At 40.5% G+C, this 15662-nt stretch carries 10 protein-coding genes and 1 tRNA gene; 6 read left to right on the forward strand and 5 right to left on the reverse strand.

From position 1 onward, the window contains the following. Positions 1-63: 63 nt before the first annotated feature. The 5 genes from CWD91_RS13600 to CWD91_RS13620 all read right to left on the reverse strand — a co-directional run bounded on the left by CWD91_RS13600 (position 64) and on the right by CWD91_RS13620 (position 4319). A complete protein-coding gene (locus CWD91_RS13600; RefSeq protein WP_103441516.1) occupies positions 64-777 on the reverse strand; it encodes a tRNA1(Val) (adenine(37)-N6)-methyltransferase in 714 nt (237 codons plus the stop codon). A gap of 51 nt (positions 778-828) precedes the next feature. After that, the gene (locus tag CWD91_RS13605) at positions 829-2256 is read right to left on the reverse strand and encodes a sulfatase family protein (protein ID WP_103441741.1); all 1428 of its coding nucleotides are present in this window, start codon (positions 2254-2256) and stop codon (positions 829-831) included. Between the two features lie 112 nt (positions 2257-2368). After that, entirely contained in the window at positions 2369-2956 is a 588-nt protein-coding gene (locus tag CWD91_RS13610; protein ID WP_103441517.1) for an SET domain-containing protein, read from the reverse strand. A 213-nt stretch (positions 2957-3169) separates the two neighbouring features. Continuing rightward, complete coding sequence (rimM, locus tag CWD91_RS13615) at positions 3170-3697, reverse strand: ribosome maturation factor RimM (RefSeq protein ID WP_103441518.1); 528 nt, start codon at positions 3695-3697, stop codon at positions 3170-3172. Positions 3698-3710: 13 nt separating this feature from the next. Beyond that, the gene (locus tag CWD91_RS13620) at positions 3711-4319 is read right to left on the reverse strand and encodes a 30S ribosomal protein S16 (RefSeq protein ID WP_103441519.1); all 609 of its coding nucleotides are present in this window, start codon (positions 4317-4319) and stop codon (positions 3711-3713) included. A 223-nt stretch (positions 4320-4542) separates the two neighbouring features. Here CWD91_RS13620 and dnaE point away from each other — a divergent pair, with 223 nt between their 5' ends. The 6 genes from dnaE (at position 4543) to CWD91_RS13655 (ending at position 15635) form a co-directional block, all read left to right on the forward strand. Then, a complete protein-coding gene (gene dnaE / locus CWD91_RS13625) occupies positions 4543-8979 on the forward strand; it encodes a DNA polymerase III subunit alpha (protein ID WP_103441520.1) in 4437 nt (1478 codons plus the stop codon). A 151-nt stretch (positions 8980-9130) separates the two neighbouring features. Continuing rightward, positions 9131-9448: a thioredoxin gene (trxA, locus tag CWD91_RS13630; protein WP_103441521.1), complete on the forward strand. Its 318-nt coding sequence runs from the start codon at positions 9131-9133 to the stop codon at positions 9446-9448. 196 nt (positions 9449-9644) lie between these two features. After that, entirely contained in the window at positions 9645-10574 is a 930-nt protein-coding gene (locus CWD91_RS13635) for a DUF58 domain-containing protein (protein ID WP_103441522.1), read from the forward strand. Positions 10575-10648: 74 nt separating this feature from the next. Beyond that, positions 10649-10722: transfer RNA gene (locus tag CWD91_RS13640), tRNA-Asp, on the forward strand. Positions 10723-10826: 104 nt separating this feature from the next. Next, positions 10827-12497 (forward strand): ATP-binding protein, encoded by a 1671-nt coding sequence (locus CWD91_RS13645; RefSeq protein WP_239985779.1) that lies wholly within the window; start codon positions 10827-10829, stop codon positions 12495-12497. 726 nt (positions 12498-13223) lie between these two features. Further along, a complete protein-coding gene (locus CWD91_RS13655; protein ID WP_103441743.1) occupies positions 13224-15635 on the forward strand; it encodes an amino acid permease in 2412 nt (803 codons plus the stop codon). Positions 15636-15662 lie beyond the last annotated feature (27 nt).

The following is a 15662-nucleotide window of genomic DNA, read 5'->3' on the forward strand; positions in this document are numbered from 1 at the left end:
TTAAAATCAAAAATAAACAATTAAAGGATTTGTTTAAAAATATAACACAAGAAAGTACAGTTGTTACATTTTTAAATAAAAATCCTTGGTAAGATCAATGTATTTCTGGGTGTATTTGTGTCGCTCCAATTCTATTGTCAGGTCGTTGGTGCCCACCAATATATTTCCAAATTGGAATTCAATTAAACTGCGCTTTATTTCTGATTCCGGATTTCCTTTTACCCTTGTTATCCTTTTTGGGAAAAGGTCTAGCTTTTGGGCTATTTCCAAAAAATCTTGTTCTTCCTTATATGGGACAATGGTTGAGAATGTCCCATTTTTGGACATTAGTTTGGCAACGCTGTTCAAAAGTTCCCCAAAAGGGAGGGATTGATTCTGTCTTGCCCTATCCCGATTTTCATCTCCACTTGATACTTTTTCTGAATAGAATGGTGGGTTGGAAACAATAAGATCGTAATTAGCATCCATTTCATCAACAAACTCATCCAGGGAGGCGTGGTAACAGAATAGGCGATCGGCCCAGTCGGAGCTTTCAAAATTGTCAACGCATTGCTCATAGGCATCCTCATTGATCTCCACAGCGTCAATTACATCGGAATTACTTCTTTGTGCCAACATCAAGGCAATAAGCCCAGTTCCAGCGCCTATATCCAAAATAGATTGCGGTTGCTGCTGTAAGGAAGTCCAAGCACCCAACAAAACTCCATCGGTTCCAATTTTCATGGCGCAGCGATCCTGATGAATTTGGAATAGTTTAAATTGGAAGGGCTTGTTCATAAAAATGCTGGTGTTTTGGAATTTTATTACGTTGTTGGAAGACGGATTTTTTTAATCTACTTTGCCTGCCTCCCTGTTGTTGGTGCCTTCCAGATCCAGTAGTGAATCGCCTAATTCGTGGCGCATGTCGTTCGCAAGGACCTTAATCTTATCTACCACTTCTGGGAAATCCGCTGCTACATTGTTGGTTTCGCTTATGTCCGTTGTAACATCATAAAGTTCTATTTCTTCCATTTCTATCATTCTGTATTCCCCAGGGAGTCCATCCATCCCAGGTTCTTGGCCGTCCATGGTCCTATAGGTATGTGGAAAGTACATTTTCCATTTGCCATAACGCACTCCCATAAGTTCGTTTATCCTATAGTAAAAGAAATAAGCTTCTTGTGGACTCTCTTCTCTTTCCCCTGTAAAAACGGACCAAGCGCTTTTGCCGTCGATAGTCAGATTTGGCAGTCGGGCACCGGTTATTTCTGCAATGGTAGGTAAAATATCTATAGCCATTACTGGTACGTCTATAGTTTTTCCAGATGTTAACTTTTTAGGGTATTGCATAATAAAAGGCTCTCGCTGTGCACCTTCCCAAGCCGTACCTTTGCCTTCCCTAAATGGTAACGCACTTCCGGCATGATTGCCATAGGACAGCCAAGGTCCATTGTCCGAAGTAAATATTACCAAAGTATTATCTTCCAGGCCATTCTTTTTTAAAGCAGCCAGTATTTCACCCACGGACCAGTCGATTTCCATAATTACATCACCGTATAGCCCTCTTTTGGATTTTCCTTTAAATTTATCGGAGACAAAAAGGGGTACATGTGGCTGTGGATGTGGCACATAAAGGAAGAAAGGATTGTTTTTATTTCTATTGATAAAATCTACGCTCCTTTCCGTTATTTGGGTGGTTAGTTGGGATTGATCTGTAAGCGTGTCCAGCACCGTTTCGTTTTCATATAATGGAAGTGGACCAAAATTGAAAACGGTGCCCTGTTGGGGGTGGTATGGCCACATGTCATTGGAGTAGGGGATGCCAAAAAATTCATCAAAACCATGTCGCGTGGGCAAGAATTCTGGACTATCGCCCAGATGCCATTTTCCAAAAATTGCTGTTGTATATCCAATGGCTTTTAGCATTTCTGCCAAGGTCATCTCAGAAGAATTTATACCAGTTGGGCTACCAGGACCCAGGGCGTTGTGTATCCCAATTCGGTTGGGGTAGCAACCGGTTAAGATACCGGCTCTGGAGGCGGAACAAATGGGTTGCGCGGAGTAAAAACTGCTGAGTTTTACCCCATCTTTTGCCATCTGGTCCAAATGGGGGGTTTCAATGTTGGGGGAGCCAAAAACACCTACATCCTGATACCCTTGATCATCCGTAAAAATTAAAATTACGTTCGGTGGAATCTCTGGTTTGGTTTCTTTTTGCTTCTCGGCACAGGAAAACAAAAAAAGAGTAAGGAGAACAGCGGTTAAATTTTTGAACATTATTTTAGTTTTTGATAAAGCTAAAATAAAATTTTTAATCGTTACGGCCTCAAAAAGGATTGGTGCCAACCAAATTTTTAACCTCAACAATAGTGGCTGTTGATTAGCCCTCTTATTGTGCTTTGTAATAATTGTTCTTAATGGAATCCATCATTTTATTCCCTTCGGAAATGGAGGTGATCATACCCCATTGATTATCTGAAAACAAGGGTTTTAGAGGTTGCTCCAATTTTGGAATTTTCGGAAATACCAGCTCAAGCTTTTTGTCCCACACTTTGTAATATTTTAAAAGGTCATCCGGATATACAACCTTTCGTTTGGTTCCCTCATCTATACCTCTAAAAGGCTGTGGAATGTTTAGGTACCCATAATCGTCCGTGAGTTGTTCGCCAACGTGGATGTCTCGGATAGCTACTTCAAAATCGTAGGCCGTAGTTAGGCAATTGGAATTAAAGCTGTGGTTGACATATCTTGCATTGTCCCAACACAATATAAACCTCCCTTTATTGTCCCTAAAGGTATAGGTATCCAAAATAGATTGGTAGAGGGGTTCCAAAGATTCAAGTTCGGTCGGGCTAAATTCTCGATCTAACTTATCCAATACCCAGGTAATGGTTCCGGCTGGAATAAATTCAGTGGCTACCACGCCATAGCCAACCTCCTTGTTGATGAATTGTAATTCTGTTTTGGGATGAATCATTTTAAACAATAAAATAATCTCATTAGTACTGAATAGTTTCCTCCTTTTCGTTTGCAATACTTATAATTGTTGCCGGTTGCCCACACATTTGTCCATTGGTTGGAGCGGGTAAAATGTTTTGGGATTAGGGCCAATTAATTGGAATACAATAAAGAAAGATAAGCAAAATTACATTGCATTTCTCAGCTTTATAAAAAATAAAAAAGGAGTTGTTTAGGACAAATAAAGATCGACCAATCCTTCCGGGGTATCAACAAAAATGGTGTTGTTTTCACGATCCACCTTAACAATGATCTCATCCCTAACGGGTATAAGTAATTGTATATCGCCTTTTTCGACCTCAAATAGGGCCTGGGAAGTGCTGTCGTTAATACTTTGAATTGTTCCTATATTCCCATGGACTTTATCTTCCATAGTAAAACCAATAACTTCATGGTAGTAGAACTTATTGCCTTTTAATTTTGGCAAAAACTTTAGGGGAAGATAGATCTCGGAGCCCATTACCTTATCTGCGTCCGATTCATCGGCAACCTCTTCAAAGCGCACCCGTAATAAACTGGATTTGTGAAGTTGACTTTTTTCAATAAAAAAAGGAACCAGATTGTTTCCAAGAGAAACAAATACTGATTCCAATTTTTCGTACAATTCGGGTTCATCGGTATCCAATTTAATGAGTACCTCACCCTTAAAGCTATGTTTAGAAACGATTTTACCGAGGTAGAAACATTCTTCCTTTGTCATCGTTTGTAATTAGCTATTCTTTTTCTTTTGTCTCTTCAGGAGCTTCAGCCGGTGCAGCTGTTTCTTCAGTCGCTGCTTCTGGTGCAGCCACTTCAGTCACCTCAGCAACTTCAGCAACTTCTTCTACTATAGGAGCAGCTTCTTCAATTACTTCTTCAGCAGCAGGAGCCTCAGCTTCAACAGCAGCGGCGATACGTTTTTCGTTAACCTCTTTCTCAGCTTTTAAAGCTTTAGCTCTGGCGTCAGCTTCTGCTTTCGCAAGACCATCTACCTTAGAGCCAACGATATTTGATTTTTCTTCCAACCAAGCGTTGAATTTTTCTTCAACTTGCTCTTCGGTCAGGGCACCTTTACGTAAACCACCTAATAAATGGTGCTTTAAAAGTACTCCTTTGTAAGATAGAATTCTCTTTGCAGTTTCAGAAGGCTGTGCACCATTCTGTAACCATTTTACAGAACCATCTACATCCAATTCAATAGTTGCAGGGTTTGTGTTTGGGTTGTAAATACCTAATTTTTCTAAATATTTACCGTCTCTTTTAGCACGGGAATCCGCAGCTACTACCCAATAAAATGGTTTTCCTTTTTTACCGTGTCTTTGTAATCTAATTCTAACTGGCATATCACATTAATTTGTAGGGTGCCCGACCCTTGGTTATTAATTCTTTTTCGCTTTTATAAGTTTAAGCGGGTGCAAATATACGCTATTTCTATTATTGGGCAATAAATATTTTGCAAATATAATACTTATGGTCAAGGTTAATAACTCTTAACAACTCGCCCTTTATAAGTGGCCGTCATTTTTGTAATTTTAACCCACTTTTTAACCGCTGAGGAAACTTAATATGTACCTGATTTTTGACACTGAAACTACTGGATTGCCCAAACGCTGGGATGCGCCATATACGGATACCGACAATTGGCCACGGTGTATTCAAATAGCTTGGCAATTGCATGATTCCATGGGTAATTTGGTGGAAAGTCAGGATTATTTGGTACAGCCGGACGGATTTAATATTCCGTACGATGCGGAACAAATTCATGGTATTTCTACAGAATTGGCCCAACAAAAGGGTATTCCAATAGGTGAAGTATTGGAAAAATTCAACACGGCACTTTCAAAAACAAAATTTGTAGTGGGTCAGAATGTGGGATTCGACCTTAATATTATGGGGGCCGAATTTCATCGGTACGAAGTTGGGAATTCGTTACAGGAATTGCCTGTATTGGACACCTGTACCGAACATACTGCCCAATTATGTCAGATTCCCGGAGGGCGTGGCGGTAAGTTTAAATTGCCAACCTTAACGGAACTTCATCAATATTTGTTTGGAGAGCCTTTTGGGGAGGCGCACAATGCTACTGCCGATGTGGAAGCAACCACGCGTTGTTTCTTGGAATTGATCCGTAAAAAGCAATACACGGCAGAACAATTGGACGTTAAGCCCGATTATTTTAAAAATTTCTCCGAGGCCAATCCCCTAGAGATCCAGCTAATAGGATTGAAGCACATCAACCTAAAGAAGGCGTCCAAGAAAATAGCCGATGCCCTTTGGGAGAAGGATACTGGTGAAATTTCCAAGGAGGAAATCAAAGAGAATTTAGCCACTTTGGCAACGGCCAACTTTGCCCATCTCCATAATCATACACAGTTTTCCATTTTACAGTCTACGATAAGTATACCTGCTTTGATTTCAGCAACCGCAAAGGCTAAAATGCCAGCGGTGGCGATGACGGATCATGCCAATATGATGGGTGCCTTTCATTTTGTTAACGGAGTCCTAAACCATAACAAAGGAGTTGTTTCTAGAAATGAAGATAATTTAAGGCGCTATGAAGCCACTAATAATGGAACTCTGGAAGAGGGGCAAGAAGCATTGGAAGAACTACCGGAACCGGAGGTGGAGATTACACCGATTATAGGCTGTGAATTTCAAGTTTGTGAAGATCACACCAATAAATCCCAAAAGGATAACGGGTATCAGATAGTAATGCTGGCCAAAAATAAGGACGGGTATCTAAATTTGGCTAAAATGTCATCCATTGCCTTTGTAGATGGCAAGTATTATGTTCCCCGTATTGATAAAAAGGTGATTGAGCAGTACAAGGAAGGTATTATTGTATTAACAGGTAACCTTTACGGTGAAGTGCCGAGTAAGGTGTTAAATGTTGGGGAAAATCAGGCGGAGGAAGCCTTACTTTGGTGGAAGGAAACTTTTGGTGATGACCTGTATATGGAAATTATGCGTCATGGTCAGGAGGATGAAGACCGTGTAAACCAAGTATTGATTCAGTTTGCACAAAAGCATAATGTAAAATTAGTTGCGACCAACAATACCTATTACCAGGAAAAGCAGAATGCACATGCACACGATATTTTACTCTGTGTAAAAGATGGAGAAAAACAAGCCACTCCTATAGGTCGCGGTCGTGGTTACCGATATGGGTTGCCCAACCAGGAGTATTACTTTAAGTCTTCAGATGAAATGAAGGAACTTTTTAAGGATATTCCAGAGGCGATTACCAATATTCAGGAAGTTATAGATAAGGTTGAGACATTTACCCTTGCCCGTGATGTGTTATTGCCTGCTTTTGACATTCCAGAGGAGTTTAGGTTCGAAGAAGATCAACTTGATGGAGGCAAACGAGGCGAGAACAAATATCTGCGCCATATCACCTATGAGGGAGCGAAAAAAAGATATGGAGAAATTACAGCTGAAATTGATGAGCGGCTGGATTTTGAGCTTAAGGTAATTGAGAAAACCGGATATCCGGGCTATTTCTTGATTGTTGAGGATTTTATTAGGGCAGCTCGTAGTATGGATGTGTCCGTAGGCCCCGGTCGTGGATCTGCAGCGGGATCAGCCGTTGCTTACTGTCTATGGATAACCAATTTGGATCCTATTAAGTACGACCTACTTTTTGAGCGTTTCCTAAATCCAGATCGTGTGTCCATGCCCGATATCGATATTGATTTTGATGACGAAGGCCGTGGGCGTGTAATGGATTATGTGATCAATAAATACGGAGCCAATCAGGTTGCCCAGATCATCACCTATGGCACTATGGCGGCAAAATCATCAATTCGGGATACCGCGCGTGCCTTAGATTTGCCTTTGGGAGATGCGGATCGAATGGCAAAGCTGATTCCCAACATGTCCAAGCTGAAAAAGATTATTGGGGTTGATGAAAAAACGTTAAAGGAAAAATTCAATAGCGAGGAACTTATTAAGATCAATGAGTTGCTGGCTATTTCTGAAGGAGAAGGCTTGGAATCTGAAACCTTGAACCAGGCTTATATATTGGAGGGTTCTGTTCGTAACACCGGTATACATGCATGTGGGGTGATCATTACGCCAGATGATATTACCAAGTTCGTTCCAGTGGCCCTGGCTAAGGATTCCGAGATGTATTGCACCCAGTTTGATAACTCGGTGGTGGAAAGTGCAGGCTTGCTAAAAATGGATTTCTTGGGGTTAAAAACCTTGACCCTTATCAAGGATACCGTTAAAATTGTAAAAGCCAAACACGGCGTAGAATTGGATCCGGAGAATTTTCCTTTGGATGATGAAAAAACCTACGAGCTGTTCCAGCGCGGGGAAACTGTTGGGGTGTTCCAATATGAATCTCCTGGGATGCAAAAACACATGCGGGCTCTAAAACCCACTGTTTTTGCCGATCTGATTGCCATGAACGCCTTGTACCGCCCAGGTCCGATGGAGTACATACCCAGTTTCATAGCCCGTAAACATGGTACGGAAGAAATTAATTATGACCTTGATGCCTGCGAAGAGTATTTAGCGGAAACATACGGAATAACCGTGTATCAGGAGCAGGTGATGCTCCTTTCGCAGAAGTTGGCGGATTTCACTAAAGGTGAGGCCGACGTTTTGCGAAAGGCGATGGGTAAAAAGCAAAAGTATGTCCTGGATAAAATGAAACCCCAGTTTATAAAACAGGCTTCGGAAAAAGGACATGCGGTAGACAAATTAGAGAAAATTTGGAAAGACTGGGAGGCCTTTGCTGCTTATGCATTTAATAAAAGTCACTCCACCTGCTATGCTTGGATAGCTTACCAGACTGCATATTGTAAAGCACATTACCCTGCGGAATACATGGCGGCTGTATTGTCCAATAACATGAACGACATAAAGCAGGTTACCTTCTTTATGGAGGAGTGTAAACGAATGGGGTTGGATGTTTTGGGACCAGATGTAAATGAATCCTATTACAAATTTGCGGTGAATGATGCCGGAGCGGTGCGTTTTGGTATGGGAGCCGTAAAAGGGGTTGGTCGTGGAGCAGTTGAAACCATAGTGGGGAATAGAAAGGAAAACGGTCCTTACAAATCTGTTTTTGATCTTTCCAAGCGTATAGACCTGAGGGCTGCCAATAAAAAAGCCTTTGAAAATTTAGCAGTGGCAGGAGGTTTTGATTCTTTTGGGGATACCCATAGGGCTCAATATTTTTATGATGAAGGGGATGGAATTACCTTCTTGGAAAAGGCCATGAAATATGGGGCCAAATTTCAAGAGAACGAAAATTCCTCACAGGTGAGTTTATTTGGTGAGGCCAGTGATGTGCAGATACCTGAACCCGTAGTACCGCCCTGTGAGGAATGGGGGACTATGGAGAAACTGCGCCGCGAAAAGGAAGTGGTCGGAATTTATATTTCCGGACACCCATTGGACGATTTTAATTCGGAAATAAAGGCTTTCTGTAATGCAAGTCTTTCCAATTTAAATGATTTGGATACCATAGTAAATAGGGAAGTTTCTTTTGCAGGGGTAATTACCGATGTGCAGCACCGGGTTTCCAAAAATGGCAAAGGATGGGCCATGTTCACCATGGAAGATTATACGGATACTTTCGAATTTAGAATGTTCGGGGAAGAATATTTAAAATTTCGTCATTTCCTTATGATCAATTCTTTTGCCTATGTTAAAGTATTTGTTCGTGAAGGATGGGTGAACAGGGATACTGGTAAAAAGAGCGATCCCAGGATGCAGTTTAATATGATCATGATGTTGCAGGATGTAATGGAAACCTTTGCCAAAAAACTTACCATAAAGTTGGATATATCCCAATTGAAGGAGGAAAGCATTTTAGATTTAAAGGATACCTTGGTTTCTCATCAGGGGAACCACCCTTTAAGTTTTGTGGTATACGAGATGGAGGAACAGATTAAAGTCAACATGACCTGTAGAAAACAAAAAATTCAAATATCAAGTGAACTGCTTCTTCAGCTTAATGAAAAAGACGTACATTACAAGTTGAATTAGGAGATAAAAGGCCTGTTGTCTGGATTGGGAACCCCATGTACCGAAAAAGAATAGGTTTTATTGATTTAGTCATAGTCAAAACGAATATAATGTTAGTAAGGAAAAGGCAAAATAATTGTCTAAATTTGTATAATATTTAAAAAAAACAAACATGGCATTAGAAATAACAGATGCTACTTTTGATGAGGTAGTTTTAAAAAGTGATAAACCGGTAGTAGTGGATTTTTGGGCAGCATGGTGTGGTCCTTGTAGAATGGTAGGTCCTATCATCGATGAGGTTAGTACCGAATACGATGGCAAAGCCATTGTTGGTAAGGTTGATGTAGATGCCAATCAAGAATTTGCAGCTAAATACGGAGTAAGAAATATTCCTACAGTATTGGTATTCAAGAATGGCGAAATAGTGAACAGACAGGTTGGAGTTTCCCCTAAAAAGGTGTACACTGATGCCATAGATGCATTGCTATAGGTCACAGAATCCCGAATAGGGAATATAGATGATAAAAAAATCCCGCCAAGAGCGGGATTTTTTTATGCCCGATTTCCAATGAAGAAAATGTTGGAAACCTCTGAAAATATGAGTTGATAATAGCTTATTTAATATGGCTTCCAATTTTTGACATTTGTATATTTCAAACGGGCCATTTCTTCGTTATCTTAGCAGTATGGAGCTACAATCGGAATTACATAAGGCAAGTTTGTTCCAAAACTTGGAATTGTTGGCCAATCAGGTGGTGGAAGGATTTATTAGTGGCATTCATAAGAGTCCGTTTCATGGATTTTCTGCGGAATTTGCCGAGCATAAAATTTATAATAATGGGGAAAGTACCAAACATATAGATTGGAAGTTATTCGCCAAGACAGATAAGTTGTATACCAAACGTTATGAAGAGGAGACCAATTTACGCTGTCATATCATCTTGGACAATTCCGCATCCATGTATTATCCTGAGGTAGGTGTCCTTAGCTTGGAAAACCTTAATAAAATTGGTTTTGGAGTTCTAGCCATCGCTTCCTTGATGAATATTCTCAAGAAGCAGAGGGATGCAGTTGGATTAAGTGTTTACTCGGACCAATATAATTTTTATTCCGCTGAGAAGAGTAGTGAAAGGCACCATCAAATGTTGTTGGCCCAATTAAGTGGGATTGGGCTGGATACAAGGCCGGCAAAGCAGACCAAAACCTATACCTATTTGCACCAGATTGCGGAAAAAATTAAACGAAGAAGTTTAATAGTACTGTTTACGGATATGTTTCAATCCTCGGAGGATGACGAGAAACTGTTCAATGCCTTGCAGCATTTAAAATACAACAAACACGAAGTAATTCTTTTTCATGTCCTGGATAAGGAAACAGAATTCTCATTTGATTTTGAAAATACCCCTAAGCGCTTTTTGGATGTGGAAACGGGTATCCATATTGATCTTTATGCCGATTCAGTGAAAGAGGCCTATGAAAAGGCCGTGAAGTCCTACTTTGATGAATTGCGACTAAAATGTGCCCAGTACAAAATTAAATATGTGGAAGTAGATGTAAAGGATAGTTTCTCTCTGATAATGAACACCTTTCTGGTAGAGCGACAAAAATTTAGGTAGAAACATTCATTATTTTTCGAAAATTGTTTGTGCAATTAAATAAGGAGTGTATATTTGCACTCGCTAAACGCCACGGTTCGGTAGTTCAGTTGGTTAGAATACCTGCCTGTCACGCAGGGGGTCGCGGGTTCGAGTCCCGTCCGGACCGCTAAATGCCTTGAAAACAGTATGTTTTCAAGGCATTTTTCATTATGGGGAAGGTAAAGAGAGACGAATTTTCCTATATTTACCGCAAATTAATCGAGCCCCACTATGTCCGAATTTTCTAAAAGAAGAGTAAAGCTAGTATTTACCCTTTCCTTAGTGACTACTGTTATAACAATAATTTGGTTTTTTCTTGCCAGAATCCTGGAAATGCAGGAATTGAGCAATTATATTGGGGCAACAGCACCACTTTTTATCCTTTCCGCTATTATTTCCAAAAAAGGAAACCTGACCATTGCCCGCTTTATATATATGGTGGCATTTAACTTAAGTGTTACGCTAACCGCATCTTTTATTGGAAAAGCCGGCAGTGTAGAATTTATATTGATGTTTGCCATGGCATTGCCTTTTGTATTGTTTTCCTTTAGGCGGGAAAAACCTTTTATAGCAATCTTTTCCGGACTGTCAATGTTATTTTGGTTTCTATTGTATTTTACGGATTTTAAGCTCTTTACCGATACCCCTATGGATGCCGAACAGGCAGGAAAATATATTTATCCCATTTCCATTGTTACTACCATTTTTTTGGTAACCTATCAATTGATTTATTTCTCATTTATAAACGCTGGATTTTATTCTAAAATACATAATCAGCGGGAAGTGGCCATCGAGGCATCAAATGCCAAGTCCAGGTTTCTAAGTATGATGAGCCATGAGATAAGGACTCCGCTAAATGCGATTACCGGCCTCTCACATATTTTAGGTGATTCCAATCCACGGGAGGATCAAAAGCAGAATATAGAGGCCTTGAACTACTCCGGAAAAATACTACTGAATTTACTTAACAATGTTTTGGATTTTAGTAAAATGGAATCAACAAAAATTGAGCTTGATCCAATTCCTACTAATATCCTGGCAGCGGTGAAGCAGATAAAAAAGATCCATGAGCCAAGTTGTTTGCGAAAGGGTATTGCCTTTGAACTGGAAATCGATGACGAACTTCCCATTGTTTGGTTGGATATTGTACGTTTCAATCAGGTAATCAATAATCTTGTGACCAACGCCATTAAGTTTACAGACAAAGGAAGCGTGACCTTGAAAATTGTAAAACAGGGAGAAACTGATGGCAACGTACAAATACGTACGGAAATCATTGATACTGGGATTGGAATAGCTGAAGATCAACAAGAAAAGATATGGCAGGCCTTTACCCAAGCCTCCAGCAGTACAAACCGCTTATATGGCGGAACCGGACTTGGCTTGCCAATTGTTAAGAGTATAGTTGAAGCCATGGAATCTACAGTACAGGTTGAAAGTGAAATGGAAGTCGGCAGTTGCTTTTATTTCAATCTGGAATTGAAGTTGGCCTCGAGCCAGGAGTTGGATGAAATGACCCAAAAAAAAGTACACGATTTAAAGGGCAAAAAAGTATTGTTGGTAGAAGATAATCAAATCAACGTTATGGTTGGGAAACAGATATTGGAGAAGGCCAACCTAGTTGTAGACGTTGCGAATGATGGCCTGGTCGCAGTAAATAAAGTGCGTGAAAATGATTATCATGCTCTTTTGATGGATATTCAAATGCCTGTAATGGATGGATATACCGCCGCCAAGGAAATCAGAAAATTTAATACCACTGTACCTATCCTTGCGTTATCGGCCTCGGTATTTCAGGAGGTGAAGGACAAAATGATTGAAAGTGGCATGAACGGTTTTATTTTTAAACCTTTTGACCCTGTAGACCTGCTAAACAAAATAGAGGAAATTATGGATAAGTAGTTTTTGACACTATAGATCGAAGTACAACAAGGTGGGATGTGTCACCTATAATTTCATAAACTGCTTACCTAGCCGGATAGAAAATAGCAAGCTTATTTTTAGGTAGTTGTGCATAGCGGTTCCCGTCTAATAATTAAACTAATTCAAATATGCACATTGGTTCATCGCAATAGTCGGGTTATTACGGCCAAGCCTGTCTTGTTTAGTTAATTTAATTCCCCCGTATACCTTTCCAGCACTCTGGACCTTATAATTTCTTTTGGCAATAATTGCACAAAACTGGGTCCTTCCAACCTTAATTGCCATCTTATTTCTCTTGGCAAACCAATTCCTATAAAAGGACAATCCCTTAAGGTTATTCGCAAGGATTTAAATTTATGTCAGAAGCGTAGATAGCCTGCAGCCGAGGGTTATATAGCACTTTGTGTTTTGCGCTCAGATCAGAGGTGTGTTGGGTAGCCCTTTTTGATACAACTATTTGGAAGCTTGACAAATAGGACCTTTTAATAGTCTTCAATATCGATAATAGAATACCCTTTTTGTATCTTGTTAGTAGAATTATAGAAAAAATGGTCAGATGGGGATTCTGTGGGCAAATGAGATATGTAATAGGTACACCCTGCTTTCCAGGTTTGATCGTGATAAGACTCCAAAGTGGAAGTATTATGCCAGTCTATAATCAAAATGCATTTGATTTTAGCCACCTAAGTATCAATATGAATGCCTATGCAACAGAGCTTCGTAAATAAGGTTCAAACTTTCGGTACCGCCCCCGTTTTTTTTACGGCCATAGCCACAATTTTAGGTGCCATTATGTTTCTCCGATTTGGTTTTGCCGTTGGGCAAGTGGGATTTTTGGGTGCTATTGCCATAATTTTAATCGGGCATGCGGTGACCATTCCTACAGCCATGGCCATTGCGGAAATAGCGACCAACCAGAAAGTGGAAGGAGGAGGGGAGTACTACATTATTTCCCGCTCTTTTGGACTGGTTATTGGTTCTACCATTGGCATTGCCCTGTATTTGTCCCAAGCAATAAGTGTAGCGTTTTATGTGATGGCATTTTCGGAGGCTTTCACCATCTTCTTTGATTGGTTGATAGCAACCTTATCCATGCCGGATTGGCTCATATGGTTGTTACGGCAGAAACAGACCGTTGGCATACCGGGCCTGTTGCTGCTTACCTATGTTATGCTGACCAAAGGTGCGGATTTGGGGGTTAAGCTGCTGTATACGGTAGTGGCCATTCTTGCTATATCGTTATTGGCATTTTTTATTGGCACAACAGAATACAGCAGGTCACATGATTTTGATCCTTTTGAGAACATATCGGATGTGATGGAAAGACCCGAGGCCTTTGTGATAAATCCCTCTTCATCGGAAGCCACAAGGAATAATGAAAGCGATAGTCTTATAGTTGGGCGACCATTTGAAGGTAATCAGAAGGATAAAATTAGTGCGACCTCAGAAAATAAAAATGGTAATGGACTCCCTGAGGCCATTGGATTTTTCATCGTATTTTCAATTATCTTTCCAGCTTTTACGGGAATGACTGCTGGTGTAGGTTTGTCCGGCGACCTCAAAAACCCTGGGAAATCCATACCGTTTGGTACCTTGGCAGCTACACTTTGTGGGATGCTCATGTATTTTTTCATTGCCTGGAAATTGGCCGTGTCAGCCCCTCCACATGAATTGGCAGATACCTCCCGATTGATTATGGCTGATATAGCTTGGCAAGGATGGTGGATAATTCCACTGGGATTGGCGGCAGCCACCATTTCTTCGGCGCTGGGAAGTATTATGGTTGCTCCCCGTACCTTGCAGGCCATAGCGCGCGATGGGATTTTCCCTACGCCTAAATTCAACCATTGGTTGTCCAAGGGGAAAGGGGAAAAGGATGAGCCCTATAATGCCTCCGTCTTGACGATAGTGATTGCAGGTGTTTTTATTCTTATGGGCGCCCTGGATAGTGTTGCCCAGATTATATCCATGTTTTTTATGGTGGCTTATGGTTCGCTGTGCCTGATCTCCTTTTTGAATCATTTTGCAGCCGACCCTTCTTATCGGCCAAAATTTAAATCCCGTTGGTATGTGTCCCTGTTTGGGGCTATTAGTTGTTTTGCGCTCATGTTTTTTATGAATGCGGCCTATGCGCTAATGGCCATAGTTTTGATATTGATTTTGTTCTTATGGGTGGTTAATTACAACCAGGACAAAAGAAATCTTGCTGTCATATTTCAAGGAGTTATTTTTCAGCTAAGTCGGCAGATGCAGGTTTTTCTTCAAAAAACGGAAAAAGAAAAGTCGCAAAGCTGGAGACCCTCTACCGTTGCCATTTCAGAAGATAGTTTTGTCAGATTTTCCGCTTTTCAATTATTGCGATGGATAGCCTATCGCTATGGTTTTGGAACATATATTCATTACCTTAAGGGTTATTTGTCCAAAGAAACCAATCAGGAGGCTGCTCGATGTAAGAAACAGTTGATAGCTATGGCAGATGTTAGCAAAAGCAATGTTTTTATAGATACCATTGTTTCCCCTTCATTTACCTCCACAGTGGCGCAGATTATCCAATTGCCGGGAATAGCAGGCAAGGAAAACAATCTTCTTTTGTTTGAGTATCACAAAAATCATCCGGATAACTTATTGGATATAGTGGATAACCTGGGACTTATTAAATCTGTTGATTTTGATCTCATTATTTTGGCCAGTTCAGAAAGGGGATTTGGTTTAATGAAACAAATTCACCTATGGATTTCCCCCTACGATTTTGAAAATGCCAATCTTATGATCCTTCTTGCCTATATCTTGTTGGGACATCCGGATTGGAAGGAAGCAACGATCAATATTCATGCTGTTTTTCCCGAGGATTCCATAGATGAGGAGCGGGAGCGGCTATTTCTACTTATTCAAACAGGACAATTGCCCATTTCCCCTAAGAACATTGAGTTTATCGCCCAAAAATCAGACATAGGCATTAAACATATTATCAATGAAAAATCCAAGGAAGCCGATTTAACCATTGTAGGGTTTGTAGAAAAGACAGTGGATCACTTGGGTATACAGGCATTTGACGGTTATGGGGACATTGGGAACGTACTTTTTGTAAATGCAGCTGCGTCCAAGGAGATAAAATAGGTAGGGGATAGGCTCTTTTGCTGTTTT

The sequence above is a fragment of the Arenibacter hampyeongensis genome (assembly GCF_002909255.1).
GTDB classification, from domain to species: Bacteria; Bacteroidota; Bacteroidia; order Flavobacteriales; family Flavobacteriaceae; genus Arenibacter; species Arenibacter hampyeongensis.